This window comes from Pectobacterium parvum, assembly GCF_020971565.1.
GTDB classification, from domain to species: Bacteria; Pseudomonadota; Gammaproteobacteria; order Enterobacterales; family Enterobacteriaceae; genus Pectobacterium; species Pectobacterium polare.
In genome coordinates, this window is sequence record NZ_CP087392.1 from 1,651,967 (window position 1) to 1,675,857 (window position 23,891).

Genomic DNA, 23,891 nt, shown 5'->3' on the forward strand with positions numbered 1-23,891 from the left:
AAAGTTATGGCATTGTTGTTCATTTATTTACTTACTAAAATTTATTTCCTCCCTCCAGATAACAATAATGCTACGTCGTTAACCCGTACTGATGTCCATCATGGTTGAAATGTGCCTGCACGCTGATTTTTTTGTTAGCAAGGTTATTAACAAAAAGGTCATAAGAATGATGCCTTTTACGGATGGTTGCGTGGTCGTGTGTTAATGAATGCCCGGAATTCTATTTACCTGCACTTATAAAAATAGAGATATAAGCATGAAAAAACTACTTGCTATGTTCTTCTGCCTCAGCGTGGTGGTTAACGCCCCACTGGCGATGGCTGAAGATGCTAAAACGACAGAGAAGACAACGGATGTGGTACTGATCGGCGGGGGCATTATGAGCTCTACGCTGGGCGTGTATTTACAGGAGCTGCAACCAGACTGGTCTATCGACATGGTTGAGCGGATGGATAACGTGGCGGAAGAGAGCTCTAACGGCTGGAATAATGCCGGTACGGGTCACTCGGCTTTCATGGAACTCAACTACACGCCGGATAATCCTAACGGCCCAATCAACATCAGCAAAGCGCTGGAAATTACCGAAGCGTTTGAAGTCTCGCGCCAGTTCTGGTCCTATCAGGTGAAAAACGGCGTGCTGAATAATCCGCACTCTTTCATCAATAGCGTGCCACACATCGCCTTTGTCTGGGGTGATGAGAACACCGCGTTCCTGAAGCACCGCTATGATGCGATGCAGCACAGCACGCTGTACCGTGGCATGGAGTTCTCTGACGATCCCAATACGATCAAAGAGTGGGCGCCGTTGGTGATGGAAGGCCGCGATCCGGCTCAGAAGATTGCGGCGACTCGTATGCCTATCGGTACCGACGTGAACTACGGTGAAATCACGCGTCAGCTGGTTGGTGCGATGAAAACCAAATCCAATTTTGCGCTGCACCTGAATTCAGAAGTGCGTGATATCAAGCGTAATGCGGATAACACTTGGAGCGTGACTTACGCCGATCTGAAGAACGGCGAGAAAGAAAGCGTGATTAAGGCGAAGTTTGTCTTTATCGGTGCGGGTGGGGCGGCACTGCAACTGTTGCAGAAATCCGGCATTCCTGAGGCCGAACTGTACGGTGGCTTCCCAGTTGGTGGTGAATTCCTGGTGACAGAAAACCCGGAAATCGTGACGCGCCACATGGCGAAAGTTTACGGTAAAGCCTCTGTCGGTGCGCCACCGATGTCAGTTCCTCATCTGGATACCCGTATTTTTGACGGTAAGCCAGTGCTGCTGTTCGGGCCTTTTGCTACGTTCTCCAGCAAGTTCCTGAAAAATGGTTCGCTGTGGGATCTGATCGGTTCTGTCACCTTCTCTAATATTATGCCGATGACGCACGTAGGCCTGGATAACTTCGATCTGGTGAAATATCTTGTTAGCCAGGTCATGCTGGACGACGATGATCGTTTCGCCGCGTTGCAGGAATACTTCCCGAACGCGAAGAAAGAAGACTGGAGACTGACGATTGCTGGCCAGCGCGTTCAGATTATTAAGAAAGATGATGAAGAGGGCGGTGTGCTGAAGTTGGGTACTGAGATCGTCAGCTCGCAAGATGGCTCGATTGCAGCACTGCTGGGAGCCTCACCAGGCGCCTCTACCGCTGCGCCGATTATGCTGGGCCTGCTGGAAAAAGTGTTTAAAGATAAAGTGGCTACGCCGGAATGGCAGGGCAAACTGAAAGAGATCATTCCATCTTATGGTCAGAAGCTGGACGGTAATATTGAAATGACCAATAAAATCCGCAGCTATACCAGTAGCACGCTGGACCTGGACTATATTGAGGTTAAGCCTGAGTAATCGGGTTAGCTGGAAGTCACGATGTAAGGCCGCGAAAGCGGCCTTTTTTCACGCTGTCCCATCCTGAATCGCAATTCGTTGGACTACGATAAGGAAAAAAAACTTTATCAATGCGTTAGGTGTGTTAAAGCTTTCCGAAATAAGTGATGCGTTACATAACTTCCAGCCAGTTGATCGTGTGGTAACGTGGCTTAGGTTGCCTCATAGGCAAAGTCTGTCTGTGTCCGCGACTGTTCATCCAATATCGCCACATTTATTAAAAAAATAAATTTTTCACATTGATTTTTTTTGAAAGTCACTCTAGATCTTAGATCACCTCCTTTCGAGGTGATTTTTTACCGTTTCAAAAAACCAATGTTATTTATATTCTTTAAGGATAGCTATTATGCCAAGTAAAGGTGTGGATTTCGGTGTTTATATTAACGGTGTTGATTTTACTATGTCAGCATCAAAATATGATGCAGGAAGTGAAAGTCCTAGTTTTAATAAAATATTCTTCTCAAATGACTCTTTTCAATTCAATCAATTTGAAGTAAATACAGATTTACCTTTCCATATCATCGGAACGTTTGATTGGACTGTTAACAGTGCACCTCCTTTTTATCGAAAAGTTGAAATCAATGGTCTCACTGGAAATATGAGTGGAGACTTTGAAGATATGATGAACACACCTTCAATAATCAATGAAGGCTCTGCAATATCTTATGGTTTCTACGATGCTGGTTCTGGTGCTGGGGGTTTAACCAATAGGGATCAGAATTATGTGTACATAACACCAAATATGAGCAAATGGATGGGGGATGCCGCAGGAAAAAATCCAAATTTTAAATCATCTCCGTTTTACAATATTGCTCTCGCTGGTTCTCATGATGCAGGATCTTTCGATTTAAAAGCCTTGGATAAAATACTTCAGAACGGTGGTTTGTTAACCGCATTTCTAGGTTATTTGGCACCTATTTTAGGCGTTGCTGTTCCAATATTAGTGGCTTTAGGATTACCAAAACTTAGGCGATTATTAATAAAACTTGCTGTTACTCAAAAAGACGATATAACTACCCAGCTAAACTTAGGATGTCGTTATTTTGATTTCAGGCCAGGAAAACTCCCCTCCCCATTCAACACCGTAGCACCTGAATTCTATCATATTCATTCAGTTATACCAGGATACTCCCTGAATGCTTTCCTGACTGACGTCTTCGGATGGCTTGACAAAAATCCAACTGAAATTGTGATTGTCAGCTTGAACGGACAGGGTTTATCTGATGCAATAATAGAACCAAAAAAAGAGGAGTTAGAAACAATCGTATCAGCGGTAAATAATATATTTAAAAATATAAAAACAGGAAATGCATCAGATCTAGACGTCAGTTACGAGAACCTCATTGCTGAAAATAAAAGATTAATCTTCCTTAATCAAATTGCAGACTGGAATTTAGCACAAAAATATGACTCGTACAGCGACGCCGATTACAGCACATTAAATCCTGAAAGTATTATTAATGCGCTTAAACGCATCAAACCAACGCCTCCAGCAGGAGATGCCTATACCGTTCTTCAGCTTCAGGATACGGCGACTAATGCCATTAATATTCCATCATACATCTCTGAATTCCTCTCCCTCAGCGATGCATCTTCCATTTTAATGTCAACAAAATTAAATTTTGATAAAACCACTTATCCGTGGGTGTTAAGTAACGCTGCTAAAATAGCACCTCAAAAATTACCATTAATTTTCCTAAATGATTTTGTTGATAATAACCTGGCGCTTATTTCATCAACTGTAACATTACAACGTATTGAGCAGAGTACAGAATACTTTACTATTGAATCTGTGCACTTCGAGAATGTATTTCTACGAATGGATGGAGCAGGAAGTAACCAACAAAATCCTGCTGGATTCGGTATAGTTAATGCGCAGTATGGACCGCCTGGAGAATGTGAAAAATTTTCAATTGAAACGGATGAAAATAATGTTAGCCGAATACGTTCCTTAGCATTTCCTGATGTTTACTTACGCTTGGATGGGAGTAACGTAAACGAGAATATTTATTCTGGTGCTGGAATTGTAAACTGTCAATATTCTCCTCCCGGTCCTTGGGAAAGATTTTATATAGAAAAAAATAGTGGAGGTAACTTCACCATTAGGTCAGTACAGTTCCCAAATGCTTATTTACGCCTGGATGGATCAAATATAGACAAATTTGAACCTCATGGAGCTGGGGTTGTAAATGGTCAATATACGCCTCCAGGCCCTTGGGAGGTGTTTAAAATCAAAAAATCAAGTGGTAATCAGTAGTTGAAAATTAAAACTAACACGAATCTTTTGAGGTTCTTCGCCTTGTTACATTAGGGCAATAAAAAAGCAGGTAAGTTGCCTTACCTGCTTTATCACGTTCTGACTGATAGCAATAGAACGCGTGCTTTATTTATAAACTCGTACGTTACTTAGAACGCCATTCTTTATTTAGAACGCATAGTTAAAGTTCACGCCGTACAGCCAGGCTTTACCTTTGGAGGTAAAGTTGTAACTTGGAGAACCTGCTCTATCAGAGATCGGTTCGCTGATATCAACTTGCTTACCATGCATATAAGACACGCCAACATCAACAGACGCGTCTTTATTGAAGGCGTAGGTGGTGCCTGCGCTCAACCAGAAACGGTCCTGATCGGGAATAGAGATAGAACGTCTGTCGGCTGGTACTGGGCTATCATCAAACGCGATACCGCTACGGAACGTCCAGTTATCGTCATGATAGTAGGTGGTGCCGAGTGCGATACGGTAGGCATCACGGAAGCCTTCCTCTTTCTGGAACAGCGTGTTGCCACCGTTACCTGTCGCTTTCAGTTCCTGGAAATGGCTCCAACTGGTGTAGGTCAGGCTGTAGTGAACTGCCCATTTCGGCGCTACACGGTGGTAGGCAGATGCTTCCCACATTTCTGGCAGATTGAGTGTTAATTGACCCGGTACTGTTGCGCCATTGAGGGCACCAGGTCCAGCGGTGCGTTGGTTACTGTAATCGCCATTGAAATCGATATCGACTTTGGAACGATAGGTCAGGCCGAAGCGATTATTGTCATCCACTTCATACAGAATACCGGCGTTCCAGCCGTATCCCCATTCTTTACCTTCCAGACGAGCCATCTCTGAAGACGGGCCCGCAACGGCACCCTGAGCGCCACCCGCACCGGCAGGAACATTAGCCAGTTCACCCGCGCGCCGAATAAATTTGGCATCGGCATAAACCGCGTTAACCCCTAAACCAAAACTGAAATGTTGGTTCAGGCGATACGCGGCACTCAGGTTCAGGTTTGATGTCAACAGGTCGGTTTCTCCACCGATAGAACCTGCTGCATAGTTATCATTAAATTTAGTCGCCAGACCATAGTTAGTGGTGGCGGAAGCACCAATTGCCCACTGTTCATTCAGCGGCATGATGAAATGCAGGTTCGGTACCCAGGCGTGTGGTGCGATATTTTTGGCGCTGGTATCTTGCCCGGTCAGGGAGTTTTTCCCCTGAACATCGATATCCGGGTTGATATAGGTGACACCACCGGAGAAAGACGGGCGGTCAAACATGGTCATGGTCGCCGGGTTACGGCTACCGGAGGTCGCATTATCGGCTACGGCACCTTCACCAGAAAACGCGCGTCCCAGACCAGATGATGAGTATTCATTTAGCTGGAAGCCAGCCGCGGACACATTTGCTGAAAACAGGGCCACCGCAACAGCAATTGTGGATTGTTTGAACAGGTTTTTCTGGTTCATGACCAAAACCTCTTTATATGCTTGTTATTTAACTTTGTTACACGAAGTAACAAGGGACGCGCATTGTAGGGGGCGCACTCAGCCTGACAAATCAGACCAGTTGGCAAAGTATAAGTTGGGAATCCGACAATGTTGCGATGGTGTGTTAAAAATATGTCCGGAATGATGCAAAATTTAGATCTGCTTAACGTTTTGGTTAATTTGTGTGAAGAGATATTACTCGGTCTTTACTGCCGCACAACACCGTAATGTGATTGATATCACTAAAATTACTGGTCAGCATGAAGTGCTGGTACTGCTTCGGGATGAGGGAGTAAAATATGAGGAAGATAAAAATATTTGAACTGGATCATATACGCTAAATAATTCGAGTTGCAGGACAAAACGTTAGCGTTTTGAACAACGCACATGCACCTTGAAGTATGACGAGTATATATCTCCCGCGTTTTAAGAGGAAAGTAGTATGGCGAACGTAATCAACAAATGCAGCGCTGAAGAAACCGCAGCCTGCTGCTGTGTCGATGTCGGCACAATTATGGATAACACGGATTGCACGGCGTCTTACAGCAACGTTTTCGGCGATCGTGCTGAGGCGGAAGCAGCACTGGCCGCCCTGACGGAAAAAGCGCGAGCGGTAGAATCCGAACCTTGCGAAATCACCAGCACGCTGGAAGATGTAGGCGGCGGCGTTAAATTGGACATTGATTTCACGTTCAGCTGCCAGGCTGAAACGATGATTTTCCAGCTCGGCCTGCGTTAAGTCTTCCTTCTGGCAGGCATTGCGTTATCGCAGAGTCTGCCAGACTCGCTTTATTTCTCCTACAAACGCTTCATGAAGCGCTCTACGTTGATGATTGCGCGCTGGTGAGTTCCTTCACCAATCAGTCCGTTTTCATCATGACAAGTGACCCAAAAGACAAGTGTCCTGTGGCCGATTTCAACAAGCTCAACGCTGGCGGTAACCTGATTTTACCCGCCAATAGTGGACACGAGACTAAGTGAGTAAACTCTCTACCTGGGGTAGCTCACATGGCAAAATCCGTATCAACCAGTAAAAAGCCACGTAAGCAACATACGCCTGAATTCCGCAATGGAGCCCTGAAGCTTGTAGTACGCATCGGTGTTGCTGTCGCTGCTCGTGAATTCAGTTTGTATGAATCCCAGCTCTATAACTGGCGCAGCAAGTAACAGAGCCAGACAACATCAACGCCAAACAGCGGCACGGTGCCCCACGACTGGCTGATGAGCTACCGGAATATAACGTGGAAACCATTGCAGCGAGCTTCCCTTTGATAAACCGCTTCTTGTCGTGGAGATCCCTGATCCGCGAACAGAACGCAACAAGGGCAGCCATGGTATTGACCTCTTCAAGTCTGGACTGAAGCAGAGTCATACGGCTGGTAATGTACTCATGATAATCAGCAGGTACGGGCAGTGGCAGCGCCAGTGTGAGTTTGTCAAAGTCCTTTTCGGGTATGAGGTAATCATCAAAATTTTTGTAGCGGCGCGAGCTTTTAACCCAGATATCCCCGGAGCGCAACGCTCCCTTAAGTTCGCTGAGCGCACAAAATTCATAATACTGCCGGTCAATACCCGCAGGTGTAATCACCACCCTGCGCCAGCTTTCAGGGACAAACTCGGTTAGGCTTCAGACCCCTAATAGCCCGATAGCAGGTCACGTCATTTGTCCCGGAATTCATCGTTCGCGTCCATCAATATTTAGATGGACGCGATTGTTACCAGAAAAACAATCTTCTCAAGACGTCTTTCACGGGGCGCTTACATATCAATGGGATAATGCAGACGTTAAAATCCCGTTGATTTAATATTTTTCATTCTGGATTTAATTAACTCACAAATATATTTTTCTGCTGTATTGGATGATATTATTTTATCTAACTCGTTTACTTTTGTCAGTTGCTCTGGGGTTAAGGTTTGTTGTGTTATGTTTGATTTTAAAGATGATATTATTTCTCCTGTGAATGGCTTTCTCCCAGTAATTCTATTGTCTAGGTGTTTTTCTAAATCCCGACCACCGAGTTTTTTTATAGACTTCACCAAAGGAGCCTTCCAAGGCTGCATGTCATAATAAGGGAATTTCCCTTTTATAGTGAGATAATCACTAAGAGACTGATCTCCACTAGCCATCCCAGTGTCAGCTAATATTAGGAAATCATCATAGATATTTTTTGGCAATTTATTTGTTATAATAATTTTTATTTTTTTTGTTCCACTACCAGTAAAAATATTTTGTCTTTCAATATTACCGCTATCAGAGTTTATCACAGTAATTGTGGCCTTGGAAAAGAGAGATGCGTAGTCAAATTCCTCATTTTTTGTTTTCAGAATGTTTTCTATCCCGTTAGTAAGAACGGTGATTCTCGAGGTATGAAGTTCCCGCAGACTCATGATGAAAGTTGCACTTCTTTCATCTTCGACTATTTCGCTGAGTGTGTTGGCAATGAAGACCTGCGATCCGGTAACATAAGTGTCTGAGCTAATGTACGCTAGGTGATAACTATTGTCCCTTGAAAGAGTTACATTGTAGCTATCAAATAAATTTATCAATTCACCTTCAAATCTGGATTTTATTTCATTAATTGTTCTTTCATCTGTAGGTATGTACCCTATAGATCCGCTATCAAATCCAAGTTTATTTATGCTAATGTTAGTGAACCCAATTTTTTTTAGCATGTCATTATAGTTGTTTAATTCTTGACTATTACTATCGAGTAGATCCATCTCCTCTATAAGGATAATGTCATCTTTTTGGAATTTGAATTCTTCACATATTTTTTTTAAGTGTTTTTCCAGAATGCTTGTTTTAGCAATCCCCACCGGGGAGATGATAAAAAGAGGGTCGTTTAAATGGGATATGTGGTGAGGTTCTTCATTGTGCAAGGTATAGTTTTGATATTTTGGATTGTGCGCATTTTCACCATATGAAAATAAATTTAGTGAATATATGGTTACCCTACAACCTGCATCTAAAGCTATATTGGCTATTTTTTTTGCCAAGGCATGATCTCCGCCGCCCTCACAAGTCGGATTTATTATGATTATATCTCTTCCGCGAATATTTTTTGAGGATAAATCGGCAGGATTAATTCCTTCAACGCCGTTGATACTGAGTGGTACTTGGGAAATACAAGGTGTTATATTCATACTTAAACTCTCTTTGGTGTGATTTTAGTGTCGGCATATTATTTCACTCACATATTGTAAACATACTCGTAGCTGTGACCTCAATATTAGCATTGTTTTATTTACTGGAAATACAGGAAACGTTTTTCAGTCGTGCCGTTTGAGCGGAAAACAGAAGTAAAGAAAACGACCGTTTTCTTTACTCATGCGAGGGTGAGTTACTTTTTCTGCCTATTTTTTAAACGCCTATCAACGGGTCAGCTATGGTCAGTTTTCCGGCGAACCTAGTGATGTTCAGCTGCCCCGTTTTTTTCTGCTGGGCGAAGCTGATATGGCTTTCATTAACAACCGGCACGGCAGAGCCAACCGTCTTGCAGTGGCATTGCTGATCGGAAGCGTTCGCTTTCTTGGCATATGACCTCATGATCTGTCATCGATACCGGCTAACGTGCACTAGTTTGTTGCTCGCCAACTGGGAATTATTGCTGGTATCAGGGCTGACAATCGCATGCTCTTCACACTTTTGTGTTGCGCAGCTTTGCGTAATGTAACTATCTGGTTAACAATGAAATCAGGTCTGACCTGTTGTGCGCGTACTTTATTTTAGGTTAACAGGAGCGCTTATGAGCGAGGTATTACCTCTGATAACCCGCCGTGGCGATCGCATTGCGTTCGTGAGCGGATTACGCACCCCATTTGCCCGGCAGGCAACAGCCTATCATGGTGTACCTGCCATCGAATTAGGAAAGCTCGTCACCAGTGAATTACTGGTTCGCACGGGGATCGATCCTGAATTGATCGAACTATTGGTGTTCGGACAGGTGGTTCAAATGCCTGAAGCGCCGAATATTGCCAGAGAGATCGTGCTCGGCACGGGCATGAGTGTGCATACCGATGCCTACAGCGTGTCGCGCGCCTGTGCTACCAGCTTTCAGGCGGTCTCCAACGTGGCGGAAAGCATTATGGCGGGGACGGTGGAAGTCGGCATTGCTGGCGGGGCGGATTCCTCTTCCGTGCTGCCGATTGGTGTCAGTAAAGCGTTGGCCAAAACGCTGGTGGATATGAACAAGGCTCGGACGCTGGGCCAGAAATTGAAACTGCTAAGCGGCCTGCGCCCGAAAGACCTGCTGCCGGTTGCGCCCGCCGTGGCGGAGTATTCCACCGGGCTGCGCATGGGCGATACTGCCGAACAAATGGCAAAAACCTACGGCATCACGCGTGAAGAGCAGGATGAACTGGCGGACCGCTCGCACAAGCTGGCGGCTCAGGCCTGGGAATCCGGCGTGCTGCGTGATGAAGTCATGACGGCTTACGTCCCACCTTATGACAAGGCGCTGAGTGAAGATAACAACGTGCGCCATGATTCTGCACTGGAGCAGTATTCCCGCTTACGCCCGGCGTTCGATCGTCGACACGGTACGGTCACGGCGGCGAACAGTACACCGCTAACGGATGGCGCGGCGGCGGTGCTGATGATGAGTGAATCCAAGGCCAAAAGTCTGGGGCTCACGCCGCTAGGCTATCTGCGCAGCTATGCATTCAGCGCCATCGGTGTGCAGCGTGATATGTTGCTGGGGCCGGCTTATGCCTCCCCGCTGGCGTTGGCAAGGGCTGGCGTGACGCTGGCCGATCTCACGCTCATTGATATGCACGAAGCCTTTTCCGCCCAGACGTTGGCAAATCTCAAACTGTTTGCCAGCGATGAGTTCGCTCGGAATCAATTAGGCAGAAACGCCGCGCTGGGCGAAGTGGATCGCGACAAATTTAATGTGCTGGGAGGCTCTATTGCCTATGGGCATCCCTTTGCCGCCACTGGGGCGAGGATGATTACCCAAACGCTGAATGAACTGCGTCGTCGCGGCGGCGGGCTGGGATTAACCACCGCTTGTGCGGCTGGCGGGCTGGGTGCGGCAATGGTACTGGAGGTGACGCCATGAACGATCAACAGCCTTTCTCCGTGACAACATCGTCTGCAACGGAAAAGATATTATCTGCAACGGAAAAAACAGTGCCCGCAACAGAAAGTCCGACTGCTTTTTCCCTCACTATTCGGCCGGACAATATCGGTGTGATTCGCATTGATGTCCCCGGCGAAAAGGTGAACACGCTAAAGAGCGAATTTGCAGAACAGATTCTTTCGGTCTTCGAGCAGGCGCGGCAGCATGCGACGCTCAGAGGGCTGATTTTTATTTCCGCCAAGCCTGATTCGTTTATCGCCGGCGCGGATATCACCATGTTGAACCAGTGCAGCAGCGCCGAACAGGCAGAAAATCTGGCGAAGCAAGGGCAGGAAACGTTCGATCAGGTTGCCGCGCTGCCGTTTCCCGTGGTGGCTGCGATCCACGGTGCCTGTCTGGGCGGCGGTCTGGAGCTGGCATTGGCCTGCGACTATCGCGTCTGCTCGCTGGATGAAAAAACGGTACTGGGGCTACCGGAAGTGCAGCTTGGCCTTCTTCCCGGTTCAGGCGGAACGCAGCGGTTGCCACGGCTGATTGGCCTGGATAGCGCGCTGGATCTCATTCTAACCGGTCGCCACCTCCGTGCGAGTCAGGCACTACGGCAGGGGCTGGTTGATGAGGCTGTCCCGCACGATATCCTGCTGGAGACGGCGGTCGAGATTCTCAAAAAAGGAAAACGCAAAGCGGTGCCGCTGGGCTGGCGTTCGCGTTTGCTGAGCAGTCCGGGTATTCGCCATGTGCTGTTCAAAATGGTGAAACGCAAAACGCGTGCGAAAACACACGGCAACTATCCGGCCACGGAAAAAATCATTCAGGTGGTGCGTCGGGGCATAGAAAAAGGCCGTGAGGAAGGGTATCGGCATGAGGCGAAAGCGTTCGGCAAACTGGTGATGACGCCGGAATCGGCCGCGCTACGCCATCTGTTCTTTGCCTCCAATGCATTAAAGAAAACCTCCGGTGCGGCTTCTGAAGCGAAGCCGATCCACCGCGTCGGTATTCTCGGTGGTGGGCTGATGGGCGGTGGGATTGCCAGCGTCACGACGACGCGCGGGCAGTTGCCAGTGCGTATTAAAGACATCAATGAACAGGGTATTAACCATGCGCTGAAGTACAACTGGCAGTTGCTGACCAAGCGCGTTCAGAGTAAGCGGATGAAGCCGACGGAGCGCCAGCGGCTGATGACGTTGATTTCCGGTAGTGCGGACTATCGTGGTTTTGAACATGCGGATATCGTCATTGAGGCCGTTTTTGAAGATCTGGCGCTGAAGCGGCAAATGGTGGCAGAGATTGAAGATCATGCCGCACCGCACACGATTTTTGCGTCGAATACTTCCTCGCTGCCGATCCACCAGATCGCAGAGGGCGCGCACCGCCCGCAGCAGGTTGTGGGCCTGCACTACTTTAGCCCGGTGGATAAAATGCCGTTGGTTGAGGTTATTCCCCACGCTCACACCAGCGCAGAGACGGTCGCAACGACGGTGGCTCTGGCGAGAAAGCAGGGGAAAATCGCGATTGTCGTGGGCGACAGCGCTGGTTTTTATGTGAACCGCATATTAGCGCCTTATATCAACGAAGCCGCTTATTGCCTGCTGGAAGGGGAGCCGATCGAATCGATTGACTATGCGCTGGTGCGTTTTGGCTTCCCTGTCGGCCCGCTCGCGCTGCTTGATGAAGTCGGTATTGATGTCGCGACCAAAATTGTGCCAGTGCTGAGTGAAGAACTGGGCAAGCGCTTTACCTCTCCGCCAGCGTTTGATGCGATCCTGAAAGATGGGCGCAAAGGGCGCAAGAATGGGAAAGGGTTCTATCGGTACAATAAAACGCGCCGTTTCTGGCACGCGGGCAGAGAGGTAGACAGCTCGGTTTATCCGCTGCTGGATGTGACACCGAAGGCCCATATCGACCCCGCGCTCATCAGCCAGCGTGCTGTGATGATGATGCTGAATGAGGCCGCGCGTTGTCTGGATGAAGGGGTGATCCAGTGTGCCCGCGATGGAGATATCGGCGCGGTATTTGGCATTGGCTTCCCCCCTTTCCTCGGCGGGCCGTTCCACTATATGGATCGTCTGGGAGTGGAAACGGTCGTGAAAACGCTGCTGGTGTTGCAACAACTGTATGGCGATCGGTTCGCGCCGTGTGAACGTTTGCTCTCGATGCGGGAAGGTCGACGGACGTTTTATCCGCCAACCGATGAGGACGATAGCGCTAGTTGATCGTGACGTTAATCGTGACGGTGTCTTTATACGCCCCCTCCGGCTTGCTGGCCTGACTGGCGTTAATTCGGGCGGTGTAAGGGATATTCTGTGTGATCCCCGTCCCCGCCCCGCTGTAATCGTTAGTCTCGGTCCAGGCGATGTTCCCCGTGCGGTAGAGCTGATATTGCAAATAGTAAGGCGTGCCGCCGACGGTGGCCGTCATTCTACGCCAGTTGGCATCGTCGGGATGCGTACTGACGAGCTTGACGGTGTACGCGCCCAGCAGCGTACAGCGAATCCCGAGGCTATTACTAACTGCCGCGAAATCGGCGGGAAATGCCGCTGTGCCAAAGCTGATATTTGGCGCGCTGGTGATCTGGCAATCATTGGTAATGTTCATGGTAATGTTGAGGGTTGAAGTCGTCGATCCCCTATCATAAAGACAGGCGATTAGGATCCCCAGAGAGCAAATATTGTAATCCCACAGAATGGTTACCACGTCGGTATAAGTACCTGCGGCAATATTGTTGCCAATGCTGGTACGGATATAAATTGGCATGGTGCCATCCGATGAATTGAACAAGCCGAGTATGCCCAGCACAGTTGTTTGGCTCCAAGTGTAGCTTGAGCCGATGTTATAGACTGTACCGCATCCTGTATCCATACACAGGCTATAAGGAATATAGTCTGAACTTGTCCCTCTACGCATTCTCATAGTGGTACCGCTGGGGTTACTATCACTCTGTATCGTGGCCTTAATGGTATTGGTAGCCCCCACACTTAATACCCCTCCTGTGCAGCGAAACCCACTCCCCGATGCCACGATCTGTGGGGTACCGTTAACGCCGACGACGGAAGAACCATAAGGCCCGAGAGTAGTGGAACTCGGTGGCGTCGTGCAGGCGGCGTAGCTAAAGGGGGCGTAATACAGCGCCATCAGCAAGAAAGCCAGACGTAGCCAGCAGGCGGATCGCCAATTGGTGGGGAAGACGTGCTGGATTTTCGGTATTGTGGTCAGCATCATTTTATCCTTTTGGGGCAGTCGTCTGGCAGATGAGTGGGCCGATGGTCGCCATCACGGCCTGTGATTCCGGCAGTGAGAATTCCACCCTGCAAAGCCGCCCATCTTCTTGTTCAAAACGTAAGCGATTAGCGGTTCCCAGATTAGCGAAGTAGGCTAGGCCATCGTAGCCGCTGATGGTGGTGTTGCCGCTGATTTCGTCGGTTATCCAAGTGCCGATGATGAGTGGGTTTCCATCCGTATTGCGCAGCTTAATGTTGGCGGCTCGCACGACATGAACGGGGAATTTCACGATGGTGCCACTGCCTTCTTTGACCGACACGCGTGATTCAACCTGTGGTGTGGTGACGTTGGCTGGCAGTTGTAACGTATCGATTTCCAGTTTCGCGGGGTAGTTGGAGACGACCCACGGTACGAGTAAGTGGCCGCGTTTGTTGGTTTTCCCCACCAGTTGGTTTTCATATTTTACTGGAACATCGGGGTATCCTTCAGTATCGACCACAATAAAGGCGTCGTTGATGCGGTTGCTGGGGAAAACCCCCCCATTCATGTAGATCAGTGAGCCGCTTAGTTCCCCCCACTGCGTGGTATCGCCTTCATTGCCATAGGTTCCGCCGGCAAGCATGGCATAAGGGCCACGCCAGTTCAGCGAGCCTTGGTGATAAGGATTTTTCCCCGCGCCATACGCGGCGTTCCAGCCTAATCCGCCTTCAGTCGGCGCGGTGCGGTTCACCCCTACGCGCGGTGAATAATCACCATTGCTGTCGCGCTGAACCCCCGCATTGATGCTGCCGTTTCTACCAAAAGGCATCACAAACTGGAGCTGGGCGCTGTAGCCGTTTTCTCCCAGTGCCTTGTTAAAGGCAAGGTAAATGGAGTTGTCTTGCCAGATCTGACGGCTGAAAGAGAGATTCAGCAGGCGGGTACGGGTTGAATCGTACGCGCGGATGTCGAAGTAACCCACGCCGAATGAACCATTCCCTTCACCAAACAGCTGGCTGCTGAGCGTTGCCTGATAGGTTTCCCGACTGAGGCGACCTTCTGTAAGTACGACGGTTAAGTCGCGGTACTTCTCACTGCGTTTAGCGTGTTGAACGCTCAGGCCAAAGGCGGAACTGTAGTAAGAATAACCCGTGGTGTATTGGTGTCCTGTGGCTTCCTTTTCGCTCTGGCTGTAGGAAGAACTCAGCGTGCCCCAGCGGCCGATGGTAAAATCTACCCCAGCGCCGAGCAGATACAGATCCTGTAAGGCCTCGCCATGTGTCGATACCGTCAGTTTATTGGTCAATCCATAGCGATAGATGCCGCTAATGGCAGGATCGTCAGTGTAGGAATTATTCTGTACGCCATAATCCTGACGTAACATGCCAACGGACAGATCGAAATCGCTTAATCCTTCTCTCAGCAAGGCGTTGGAGACGTAAAAGGGGAGCGTGGTGGAAACCTGTCGCCCCTGTGCGTCTGTGGTTATGACGGTCGCTTCCCCTGCACCGTTCAGGTAAGGCGTATTGGTAAGGGTGAATGGACCCGCGTTCAGGCTGGTGCTGTTGGCTTTATAACCGTTTATAAACAGGTCAAGTGTGCTGGGTACGGCGGCCGTACCGGTGTATTGCAGCATCGGATAGGTCACGATATCCGGGCGAAGGCCGAAGTTGCGGGCGACACGCAGGCCGCCCATGCGTACCGAGTTGCTCCATGTCAGAGAGTTGCTAATCAGGTCGCCAACCTGATAGGTGATCATGCGTTCGTTATCGTTATAGCGCCAATAGGTGTCAAAGCGCTGATAGCCATCTTGCTGCGAAGTGCTGTTGCTCGATGCGAAAGAGTAGATACCCGTGTTGGATAAAGTTCCGTAGGGGCTGAAAAAACGCTGTTCCATCCAACTGCTGAGCGAATCTGAATTGCCGTGGGGCGAGGTATAATAAAGGTTATAGTTGAATAGCAGGCCGGGGCTACTGCGGGCGTTGAAACGTGCCATATCCTGCCCCCCACCGTCAACGGATTGCTCGGGTAGCCAGTGCATGGGCACGGTAAGCTTTAGCTGCTGTATGGCCTGGTCGTAATCGACGGTGACCTCTTGCAGGGCGCTGATGTTAACCTGCCCTACGCTTTGCTCCGACAGGTGAATGTGATTCTGACGCAGTGTTGCCGCATCCACATAATAGCTCCCGCCACGATACGTGACAGGGATAACTGTGTTATCGCTCTGTCCGTTAACGGAAAGCGTTAAATAATAAACGGATTCGCTGAGTGAGGGCATAGCGCTGGGGGGGGCGGGAAGATCGGTATAGTCTTCCGCGAGAGTCGCCGCAGAATAAAACAGCGCAAGGGGAGCGTAGATGAGCAGGGGAAAGGCACCTGGTTTACGCTTCACACTTGGCCTCACCATAGCCGCACGGCCACTAGACACGTCTCTGTCATCAACCGATCCATCATTCGCGTTTAATCAGTATGGGATCGGTGATATCGATCAAGTTGGTGAAGAGCTTCATCGTCGCGCCCGGTGTGGATATGCCCGCAGGCAACAGCCAGCGCATCTCTTGCCCCGGTAGCACATAGCCTAAAAAACCATCGGTTACTTTTATCCGGCTTCCTTTCCCACTCCTCTCGTCGGCTGACCAATAGACGTTACTCAGCCGGGCATGTACCACGCCACGGTTGCGAACATACAGATAGTTTTTCCCTCCCATGGCACCAACTCGCCAACTGAGCACGGGCAGAGTAGGTTCGTCGTTGGCGCGTCGCTTCTCCGGCCGACTATGCGTCCAGACGCCTTCGCCATCAAGAAACAGAGGCAACAGATAGCGCATCTGGAATTGCAGCCCCATCTGCGGAGCATCTTGTTGATAGGGTGCGGAAATCTCATCAACGATGATGCGGTATGCCTGTTCGGTATTGGCGGGGGGCGAGTTGACGCGAATCAGTCGTACCATATTGCGCTTGCCCGGCTCCAGCGTCATGAACGGCGGTGTAGCAATCACATTACTTTGTTCGGCATAACGATCCTGAAAATCTATTTGCTTCCAGGACATGATGCGGATTTGCAAACCGACCGGCGCATTGCCTTTGTTTTCCAGCCACAGCGCTGAGCTGTTCTCATCGGCTTCAATCACCTGATAAATCGGCCAAACGAGGATAGAGCTGGCGGCAAAGCAAAACGCACTGAAACCGCTTAATAAAAAGGCCATTGCCCGAATAAAAAACGTCATTTTCCTCTTCATTCTATATTCACCCTGTTTTGTTTTTAATAAGTCAGGCTGACGGTCACGTTATCGGTATAAACCCCTGCGGGAGGCAGAGGCGTACCGCCAAAATAGCGGGCATAGACGGTGTAGGTCTGGGTTGTGGCGGGAAAGGAGACAATACTGAGCGCCAGACTTCCCGTTCCCCACACTTGCGTGCGTGCCGCATCGCGGTAAAGCTGATAGGCTAGCAGACGCGTTCCCGCTGCATTTTTCAGATAACGTTGCGCACTGCCGCCGCCATTGGCGCCGTAGCCCAGTTCAATGATGGCGCTCGTGCCGGGTGTGCAGGTGGCAACAATCGAGCCGCCGCCGCTGGTACTTGCGATATCTACGTTGGTTGCCGTGGCGCTGAGCGTCCCAAAATTAAGTGTTCCCATATTGGGCTGGCTGTTTGCCGTGCTGGTACCAAAAACACAGCCTCTTTGTATTGTTGCCGTGACATCGAATGTGCTGCTAACGGTGAGCGCCATCGCCAGCGTAGGAATGATGGCGCCGGATAGCAGAAGTGACGAAATCAATGCCGATAGAAAATGCATCGTAATACCAACTGTTACCTAGCCTGAATGGCGGCGAGGAACATATCCAACACAAGGATGAACGGCAGAGTGCAAGCAGTTTCGATATCGCGTATAGGCTGTGGTGACATAACGGTTCCTTTTCTTACGGGTCAATGCCTCTAAAAAGGCCGACATGTAAACATGCCGACCTGTAAAAACTACCATTCGATAGTTGCAGTGACAGTATCAGTATAAGCCCCTGCGGTGGGTGCCAGAACGGTCTGGTCTGACGGCAGGATACGTGCATACACCGGAACCAGCTGCGGGTTGCCCGTTGACACAATGGCAATACCGGTTGAGCTACTCAGCGGGATTTCAGTGTTGCGGGTTGAGTCGCTATACAAGCGATAAGGAACGTTGTAGGTTCCTGTACCCGGTGCCAGTCTGCGTAGCGAGGCGGTGGCGTTTGCACCTGCACCGATGCGCAATGTGGCTGGGGTGCCAACAGAGCAATTAACCGTAATCCCGCTGCCCCCGGTGCTGGTAACCTGGCTATCAATCGCGGCAGTTAGGTCGGAGTGGGGGCCGAAGTCTATTGTTCCCCATGTGGTTCCTGCACCTCCCCCGTTGTTGACCGTACAGGCGGCGGTAATGGTGAGTGATACTGGAATCTGACCATTAATCGTCACGCCACTGGCTGTGGGGGATAGGCTGAATGCGGTAAATAGCGTAGCCAGAATAGGTAAAATTATTCGTTTAGAATTCATAATGATTCCTTTATATGCATCTTACTTATTTTCATTGCATCTCACTTATTTTTATCGAAAGTGCCTTCACGAAAACGTATTAATTTTTGTGAAAACGGTTTGTCACTAATGACTACTACAAACGAGATCATAACGATTCGTTTTAATCAGCATGGGTTAACCGAGCAGGAAAGTGCAGAGAATTCATTCCCTTTCCTGACTTGAAGAACCACTGACACTAAAGTTTCAGCACTGCTGAAATATGTATTACTACTTCTTTCCGTATGGTGAAAATAATGCAATAAAGAAAATTTCACTAATTATCATCTTCCATGATGAAGAATAATAACGTGCATATAATATAATAAAAAATATCTTTAATTTTTCCTGATTTACGTGATCTTCCATAATAAAAGATAAATTTATTTTTTATTAGATAACGTTATATTCCATATGATTACCTTGTTTGAATAAAATGAATCGAAAAAGATACGCTATTTAATATAAAGATAGAAGCAGAGTGGTTTTTTAACAATATTGCAAAATTGATATTTGTTATTATGGGAATAACAATTTATTTTTATGGTTTTTTTGGTGTTTTATACTTAGTTGTTGTTTTATTTTGGTATTTAAATCTGAAAAAGTAATTGTGTTGTAAGTGGCTATAATGGCTAATTTAAAAATATGGTTATGATTTATATGAGGAATAGGTTTCGTTGAAGACTATAAAGTGTTTATTTATCAGATAATTAATGTGATGTAATGAGGGTAGGGATGCATTTTGGATATGTCGATGTATTACGATTATTGGCTCGCTGGTGAAGGATGCGTTAAAAGCTCGTCTTGAGAATAGTTAATGTTATAACAGTTTTTAGTCGCATTCCTGCAGGATTTTTCTTGGCAACAGACCAGCAGCATACAACCGAAAAGGAGGATAGTAGATTTTTCTACCAAAATCTGATCTTAGGCGAGTTTACATCGCGAGAAACTCAGGTAACCTACAGTAAATCTTATATGGCTTACGTTGCAAACATGCCAGAATTGCAACGTAAGCCAATTCTCATACCGCCAAGGCTATGAGGATATATCATATATTTCATTAACATAGCGGTGTAATATGCAAGTGTTGATAATGCGTCATGGTGATGCGGTACTTGATGCAGCGAGTGATGCCCTTCGGCCGTTGAGCGACGCTGGTCGTGATGAATCCCGCCAGATGGCGTGTTGGTTGAATGAGCAAAATATCGATATTGAGCGCGTTCTGGTGAGCCCCTATTTGCGTGCCCTGCAAACGCTCGAGGTGGTGAAAAAAGTGCTGCCGTTGCTGGAAGAAGCGGATTGCCTGAATGAGCTGACGCCCGGTGGTGATGCCCAGCTTGTCAGCTATTATCTGCAAACGCTGGCGAGAGAAGGCGTGGGGGCGGTACTGGTTGTGTCGCATCTGCCGCTGGTGGGCTATCTGGTTGCCGAATTATGCCAGAATGAAACTGCGCCGATGTTCGCCACATCTGCTATTGCCTGCGTGAAGGTGGAAGCGGAATCCGGTCATGGCGTTCTGCACTGGCAAGTCAGCCCAGCCCAGTTGAACGCGAAATCCTGATACGACTACCCCCACATTCCTGAATTCATACGGTATGAGGCATGTAATGAACTTACATGCCTCATTGTTTTTGAATAAGGGTGAGTTTATTCAAGCGAAGGGGCTTCCAATGCCACCAACACCAGCAGCGCGGCACTCCCACCAAACTCTTTCGGGGCCTGATGAAAAGCCAGCACGTCAGGGTGCTGTGCCAGCCAGAGTGGCGTTTGTTGCTTAAGTATATGTTTGCCGTGCCCGTGCATCACACAGGCGCAGTAAACATACTCCCGCCGACAGGCCGCTAGCAGCGCGCCCAATTCCTGCTTCGCCTGAAGCTGCGTCAGGCCATGCAAATCCAGAAACAGCTCCGGTGAATAATCTCCCCGTCGAAGCTTCTTCAATTCATAGGGGCTGGCACCCGGACGGGTATAGCGCGTCGGGCCTTCTGCATCCAACTGTGGCTGAAATTCATCCGAAAAATAGAAACTGGCATCAACCTGCTCCTGCCATGCCCGTTTGGCGGGTAATTCGCCCGGTTTTTTGCGCAGCGGTTTATGGGTATAGGTATCCTGACGCAATTTTTTTGTGCCAGTGATTGACGTGCGAAAAAGCTGTAATTCGTCGTCATTCAGCGAAAATTTATTACTCATGTTTCATTCATCTTGCGTCAACATTCGATCAGTTTACCTTGTCTCCCCGCTGTCGCTAAATAAAAGTCTGTATCGGGGCGCGTTCAGTCGGTTATATCTGCTGATTTGTCGCGGGCTTCATGGCAAACTAAGCGCCAATTTCCCATTCAGAACTGTCTGCGGAGGACACCCTTGGACAAAATTTTCGTCGATGAGGCCGTCAGTGAACTTCATACCATTCAGGATATGTTGCGCTGGGCTGTTAGCCGGTTTAACGCAGCCAACGTCTATTACGGCCACGGGACGGATAATCCCTGGGATGAAGCCATACAGCTAGTATTGCCTAGCCTGTATCTGCCGCTCGATATTCCTGAAGATATGTACACGTCCCGTCTGATCACCAGCGAACGGCAGCGCATTGTTGAACGTGTGATTCGCCGCGTCAATGAGCGTATCCCGGTTGCCTATCTGACCAACAAGGCCTGGTTCTGCGGCCTGGAATTCTACGTGGATGAACGCGTGCTGGTGCCGCGCTCTCCCATCGGTGAGTTGATCAATAACTATTTTGATGAGCAACTGCCAAAAACACCAAACCATATTCTGGATCTGTGCACGGGCAGCGGCTGTATTGCTATTGCCTGCGCTCAGGCGTTCCCGGAAGCGGAGGTCGATGCGGTCGATATCTCCAGCGATGCGCTGGCGGTAACCGAGCAAAATATTCAGCAGCACGCTCTGGAATACCGCGTGACGCCGATTCGCTCTGATCTGTTTCGCGATTTACCGGCGATTCGCTATGATTTAATCGTGACTAATCCACCGTACGTGGATGAAGAAGATATGTTCGATCTGCCGCAGGAATTCCGTTTCGAGCCTGAACTGGGGCTGGCGGCGGGTAACGACGGTCTGGATCTGGTGCGTCGTATTCTGGCTTGTGCGCCAGATTATCTGAGCGACGACGGCGTGCTGATTTGCGAAGTGGGCAACAGCATGGTGCACCTGATCGCTCAATACCCAGAAATCCCGTTCACCTGGTTGGAGTTTGATAACGGCGGTGACGGCGTGTTTATGCTAACGCAATCACAGCTGGTCGATTGCAAAGCGCACTTTAGCGCTTACCGTGATTAAACGGTCATAACGATATTCATTAGTCTTACCGTTTATACTCTAAATAATTCGAGTTGCGTGAAGGCGGCAACCGTACGAATCCCCAGGAGCTTACAAAGGTAAGTGACTGGGGTGAGTAAGAGCCGCCAACGTACAAGCAGCTTGAAGTATGACGGGTATAGGCGGTAAGGCAGAAACAGAACACAGGCGAAGGAGTTGTGATGGCAGGCAACAGTATTGGGCAATTTTTCCGCGTCACTACATTTGGTGAATCCCACGGTATTGCTCTGGGATGTATTGTTGACGGCGTACCGCCGGGCATCCCGCTAACGGAAGCGGATCTGCAACACGATTTGGATCGCCGTCGTCCGGGGACCTCCCGCTACACGACGCAGCGCCGCGAACCCGATCAGGTCAAGATTCTGTCCGGCGTTTTTGAAGGCGTAACGACAGGGACCAGTATTGGCTTGTTGATTGAAAACACCGATCAGCGTTCTCAAGATTACGGTGCGATTAAAGATGTCTTTCGCCCCGGCCACGCCGATTACACCTATGAGCAAAAATACGGCCAGCGCGATTACCGTGGTGGTGGCCGCTCTTCCGCGCGTGAAACGGCGATGCGCGTTGCCGCGGGTGCGATTGCGAAGAAATACCTGCAACAGCAACATGGTGTGAAGATACGTGGCTATCTGTCGCAGATTGGTGATGTCACCTGCGAGCTGAAAGATTGGGAACAGGTTGAGCAAAACCCGTTCTTCTGTCCGGATATCGACAAGCTGGAAGCCCTGGATGAACTGATGCGGGCGCTGAAAAAAGAAGGCGATTCCATTGGCGCGAAGGTCAGCGTCGTGGCGGAATCGGTGCCTGTCGGATTAGGCGAGCCGGTCTTTGATCGTCTGGATGCTGACTTGGCTCACGCACTGATGAGCATCAATGCTGTAAAAGGCGTCGAAATTGGCGATGGCTTTGCGGTTGTCACCAAACGCGGCAGCGAAAACCGAGACGAAATCACGCCGGACGGTTTCCAAAGCAATCACGCTGGCGGCATCTTGGGCGGGATCAGCAGCGGTCAGAATATCGTTGCGCATCTGGCGTTGAAGCCGACCTCCAGCATTATGGTGCCGGGGAAAACGATCAACCGTCAGGGTGAAGCGACTGAAATGGTTACGCGCGGGCGTCACGATCCGTGTGTGGGTATTCGCGCGGTGCCGATTGCCGAAGCCATGATGGCGATTGTGTTAATGGATCACCTGCTGCGCCAACGTGCACAGTGTGGGGATGTGAACAGTCAGGTTCCTCGCTGGTAAAAAATAATGAAACAAGTGTTAATCGGGGTTCTCGCGCTGGCACTGAGCGCGCCGCTGTTGTCGAATGTCGCATGGGCGAAAACGCCCTGGCAGGAGATAACGCATCCGGTCGCGGGTACGTCACAGTCAATTGGGAGTTTTTCCAATGGCTGTATCATCGGTGCCCAGCCGCTGCCATTGCAGTCGCTGGATTATCAGGTGATGCGCGTCGATCAGCGCCGCTATTTCGGTCATCCCGATCTTCTGGCGTTTATCCACCGCCTGAGCAACGAGGTCAAGCGTACGACCTCAGGTAATGTGCTGGTGGGGGATATGGGCATGCCTGTTGGTGGACGTTTCAGCAGCGGCCACGCCAGTCACCAATCTGGGCTGGATGTCGATATCTGGCTGCAATTGCCCAGACAGCGCTGGAGCGAGCAGCAGTTGCTGAAGCCGCAGCCTATCGACTTGGTTAACGCCAGCGGGCTGAACGTTAACCCACGCGTTTGGCGACCGGAAATCACCACCCTGATCAAAACCGCCGCACTGGATAGTGAAGTGACGCGTATCTTCGTCAATCCGGCGATTAAAAAACAGCTGTGTGGTGAAGCCGGTCACGATCGTGACTGGCTGCGTAAAGTTCGCCCTTGGTTTGCACACCGCGCGCACATGCACGTTCGTCTACGTTGCCCAGCGGATAGCCTTGAGTGTCAGGAACAGAGCGAACCACCCATCGGTGACGGGTGCGGTGCCGAGCTGACCAGCTGGTTCCAGCCGAAGCAGCCGAGTAGCGAAGCCCCAGAAAAAACCACGCCGCCGCCGTTGCCTCCGTCTTGTCAGGCATTGCTCGACAGTCATTTTGCCGCAAGGTAACGATTTTT

The 23,891-nt window shown here is 49.3% G+C and carries 18 protein-coding genes and 3 pseudogenes; 11 read left to right on the plus strand and 10 right to left on the minus strand.

Annotated elements, in window-relative coordinates; all coding sequences use genetic code 11:
- Positions 1–256: 256 nt before the first annotated feature.
- Both mqo and LOZ86_RS07415 read left to right on the plus strand, forming a co-directional pair.
- Complete coding sequence (gene mqo, locus LOZ86_RS07410) at positions 257–1,840, plus strand: malate dehydrogenase (quinone) (RefSeq protein WP_039483966.1); 1,584 nt, start codon at positions 257–259, stop codon at positions 1,838–1,840.
- Positions 1,841–2,225: 385 nt separating this feature from the next.
- Positions 2,226–4,136 carry a PI-PLC domain-containing protein gene (locus tag LOZ86_RS07415; protein ID WP_052012059.1) on the plus strand — a complete coding sequence of 637 codons (1,911 nt, stop codon included), beginning with the start codon at positions 2,226–2,228 and terminating at the stop codon, positions 4,134–4,136.
- A gap of 168 nt (positions 4,137–4,304) precedes the next feature.
- Here the strand turns inward: LOZ86_RS07415 and fadL are convergent, their stop codons facing one another.
- A complete protein-coding gene (fadL, locus tag LOZ86_RS07420) occupies positions 4,305–5,606 on the minus strand; it encodes a long-chain fatty acid transporter FadL (protein ID WP_039483968.1) in 1,302 nt (433 codons plus the stop codon).
- A gap of 463 nt (positions 5,607–6,069) precedes the next feature.
- Here fadL and LOZ86_RS07425 point away from each other — a divergent pair, with 463 nt between their 5' ends.
- Positions 6,070–6,366 carry a YfcZ/YiiS family protein gene (locus LOZ86_RS07425; RefSeq protein WP_080728052.1) on the plus strand — a complete coding sequence of 99 codons (297 nt, stop codon included), beginning with the start codon at positions 6,070–6,072 and terminating at the stop codon, positions 6,364–6,366.
- Positions 6,367–6,425: 59 nt separating this feature from the next.
- On the opposite strand, the gene LOZ86_RS21510 is transcribed toward LOZ86_RS07425, so the two are convergent.
- A complete protein-coding gene (locus LOZ86_RS21510) occupies positions 6,426–6,542 on the minus strand; it encodes a thioesterase, FlK family (RefSeq protein ID WP_373425774.1) in 117 nt (38 codons plus the stop codon).
- A gap of 93 nt (positions 6,543–6,635) precedes the next feature.
- Between LOZ86_RS21510 and LOZ86_RS07430 the strand changes: the two are divergent.
- Positions 6,636–6,791, plus strand: a pseudogene (locus LOZ86_RS07430) (transposase); the annotation flags it as partial.
- 163 nt (positions 6,792–6,954) lie between these two features.
- Here LOZ86_RS07430 and LOZ86_RS07435 read toward each other — a convergent pair.
- Together LOZ86_RS07435 and LOZ86_RS07440 are read right to left on the minus strand one after the other, a co-directional pair.
- Positions 6,955–7,245, minus strand: a pseudogene (locus LOZ86_RS07435) (hypothetical protein); the annotation flags it as partial.
- 167 nt (positions 7,246–7,412) lie between these two features.
- Positions 7,413–8,771 carry a hypothetical protein gene (locus LOZ86_RS07440; RefSeq protein ID WP_052012060.1) on the minus strand — a complete coding sequence of 453 codons (1,359 nt, stop codon included), beginning with the start codon at positions 8,769–8,771 and terminating at the stop codon, positions 7,413–7,415.
- 274 nt (positions 8,772–9,045) lie between these two features.
- Between LOZ86_RS07440 and LOZ86_RS07445 the strand changes: the two are divergent.
- From LOZ86_RS07445 to fadJ, 3 genes and pseudogenes are all read left to right on the plus strand, one after another.
- Positions 9,046–9,168, plus strand: a pseudogene (locus LOZ86_RS07445) (DUF4158 domain-containing protein); the annotation flags it as partial.
- A 205-nt stretch (positions 9,169–9,373) separates the two neighbouring features.
- A complete protein-coding gene (gene fadI, locus LOZ86_RS07450; protein ID WP_230243029.1) occupies positions 9,374–10,687 on the plus strand; it encodes an acetyl-CoA C-acyltransferase FadI in 1,314 nt (437 codons plus the stop codon).
- On the plus strand, positions 10,684–12,921 hold the full coding sequence (gene fadJ / locus LOZ86_RS07455) for a fatty acid oxidation complex subunit alpha FadJ (RefSeq protein WP_039514039.1): 2,238 nt from the start codon (positions 10,684–10,686) through the stop codon (positions 12,919–12,921). Before fadI ends, fadJ begins: the two co-directional genes overlap by 4 nt.
- Here the strand turns inward: fadJ and LOZ86_RS07460 are convergent.
- The 5 genes from LOZ86_RS07460 to LOZ86_RS07480 form a co-directional block, all read right to left on the minus strand.
- On the minus strand, positions 12,914–13,924 hold the full coding sequence (locus LOZ86_RS07460; RefSeq protein WP_039484172.1) for a Csu type fimbrial protein: 1,011 nt from the start codon (positions 13,922–13,924) through the stop codon (positions 12,914–12,916). The genes fadJ and LOZ86_RS07460 overlap by 8 nt on opposite strands.
- Positions 13,925–13,928: 4 nt before the next feature.
- On the minus strand, positions 13,929–16,298 hold the full coding sequence (locus LOZ86_RS07465; RefSeq protein ID WP_230243031.1) for a fimbria/pilus outer membrane usher protein: 2,370 nt from the start codon (positions 16,296–16,298) through the stop codon (positions 13,929–13,931).
- 58 nt (positions 16,299–16,356) lie between these two features.
- On the minus strand, positions 16,357–17,133 hold the full coding sequence (locus tag LOZ86_RS07470) for a fimbrial biogenesis chaperone (protein WP_039483979.1): 777 nt from the start codon (positions 17,131–17,133) through the stop codon (positions 16,357–16,359).
- A gap of 35 nt (positions 17,134–17,168) precedes the next feature.
- A complete protein-coding gene (locus LOZ86_RS07475) occupies positions 17,169–17,705 on the minus strand; it encodes a Csu type fimbrial protein (protein WP_039483981.1) in 537 nt (178 codons plus the stop codon).
- A 179-nt stretch (positions 17,706–17,884) separates the two neighbouring features.
- A complete protein-coding gene (locus LOZ86_RS07480; protein ID WP_039483983.1) occupies positions 17,885–18,433 on the minus strand; it encodes a Csu type fimbrial protein in 549 nt (182 codons plus the stop codon).
- Positions 18,434–19,529: 1,096 nt separating this feature from the next.
- Here LOZ86_RS07480 and sixA point away from each other — a divergent pair.
- The gene (gene sixA, locus LOZ86_RS07485; RefSeq protein WP_039483985.1) at positions 19,530–20,012 is read left to right on the plus strand and encodes a phosphohistidine phosphatase SixA; all 483 of its coding nucleotides are present in this window, start codon (positions 19,530–19,532) and stop codon (positions 20,010–20,012) included.
- An 86-nt stretch (positions 20,013–20,098) separates the two neighbouring features.
- Here sixA and smrB read toward each other — a convergent pair whose 3' ends face one another.
- Positions 20,099–20,641: an endonuclease SmrB gene (smrB, locus tag LOZ86_RS07490; RefSeq protein WP_039483987.1), complete on the minus strand. Its 543-nt coding sequence runs from the start codon at positions 20,639–20,641 to the stop codon at positions 20,099–20,101.
- A 171-nt stretch (positions 20,642–20,812) separates the two neighbouring features.
- On the opposite strand from smrB, the gene prmB reads away from it, so the two are divergent.
- The 3 genes from prmB to mepA all read left to right on the plus strand — a co-directional run bounded on the left by prmB (position 20,813) and on the right by mepA (position 23,883).
- The gene (gene prmB, locus LOZ86_RS07495) at positions 20,813–21,745 is read left to right on the plus strand and encodes a 50S ribosomal protein L3 N(5)-glutamine methyltransferase (protein WP_039483989.1); all 933 of its coding nucleotides are present in this window, start codon (positions 20,813–20,815) and stop codon (positions 21,743–21,745) included.
- A gap of 200 nt (positions 21,746–21,945) precedes the next feature.
- Positions 21,946–23,031 (plus strand): chorismate synthase, encoded by a 1,086-nt coding sequence (aroC, locus tag LOZ86_RS07500; protein WP_039483991.1) that lies wholly within the window; start codon positions 21,946–21,948, stop codon positions 23,029–23,031.
- Positions 23,032–23,037: 6 nt separating this feature from the next.
- The gene (mepA, locus tag LOZ86_RS07505; protein ID WP_039483993.1) at positions 23,038–23,883 is read left to right on the plus strand and encodes a penicillin-insensitive murein endopeptidase; all 846 of its coding nucleotides are present in this window, start codon (positions 23,038–23,040) and stop codon (positions 23,881–23,883) included.
- Positions 23,884–23,891 lie beyond the last annotated feature (8 nt).

Coding starts and splice junctions, on each gene's coding strand:
- mqo (WP_039483966.1), top strand. CDS start 257: ATGAAAAAACTACTTGCTATGTTCTTCTGCCTCAGCGTGGTGGTTAAC.
- LOZ86_RS07415 (WP_052012059.1), top strand. CDS start 2,226: ATGCCAAGTAAAGGTGTGGATTTCGGTGTTTATATTAACGGTGTTGAT.
- fadL (WP_039483968.1), bottom strand. CDS start 5,606: ATGAACCAGAAAAACCTGTTCAAACAATCCACAATTGCTGTTGCGGTG.
- LOZ86_RS07425 (WP_080728052.1), top strand. CDS start 6,070: ATGGCGAACGTAATCAACAAATGCAGCGCTGAAGAAACCGCAGCCTGC.
- LOZ86_RS07440 (WP_052012060.1), bottom strand. CDS start 8,771: ATGAATATAACACCTTGTATTTCCCAAGTACCACTCAGTATCAACGGC.
- fadI (WP_230243029.1), top strand. CDS start 9,374: ATGAGCGAGGTATTACCTCTGATAACCCGCCGTGGCGATCGCATTGCG.
- fadJ (WP_039514039.1), top strand. CDS start 10,684: ATGAACGATCAACAGCCTTTCTCCGTGACAACATCGTCTGCAACGGAA.
- LOZ86_RS07460 (WP_039484172.1), bottom strand. CDS start 13,924: ATGCTGACCACAATACCGAAAATCCAGCACGTCTTCCCCACCAATTGG.
- LOZ86_RS07470 (WP_039483979.1), bottom strand. CDS start 17,133: ATGACGTTTTTTATTCGGGCAATGGCCTTTTTATTAAGCGGTTTCAGT.
- LOZ86_RS07475 (WP_039483981.1), bottom strand. CDS start 17,705: ATGCATTTTCTATCGGCATTGATTTCGTCACTTCTGCTATCCGGCGCC.
- LOZ86_RS07480 (WP_039483983.1), bottom strand. CDS start 18,433: ATGAATTCTAAACGAATAATTTTACCTATTCTGGCTACGCTATTTACC.
- sixA (WP_039483985.1), top strand. CDS start 19,530: ATGCAAGTGTTGATAATGCGTCATGGTGATGCGGTACTTGATGCAGCG.
- smrB (WP_039483987.1), bottom strand. CDS start 20,641: ATGAGTAATAAATTTTCGCTGAATGACGACGAATTACAGCTTTTTCGC.
- aroC (WP_039483991.1), top strand. CDS start 21,946: ATGGCAGGCAACAGTATTGGGCAATTTTTCCGCGTCACTACATTTGGT.
- mepA (WP_039483993.1), top strand. CDS start 23,038: ATGAAACAAGTGTTAATCGGGGTTCTCGCGCTGGCACTGAGCGCGCCG.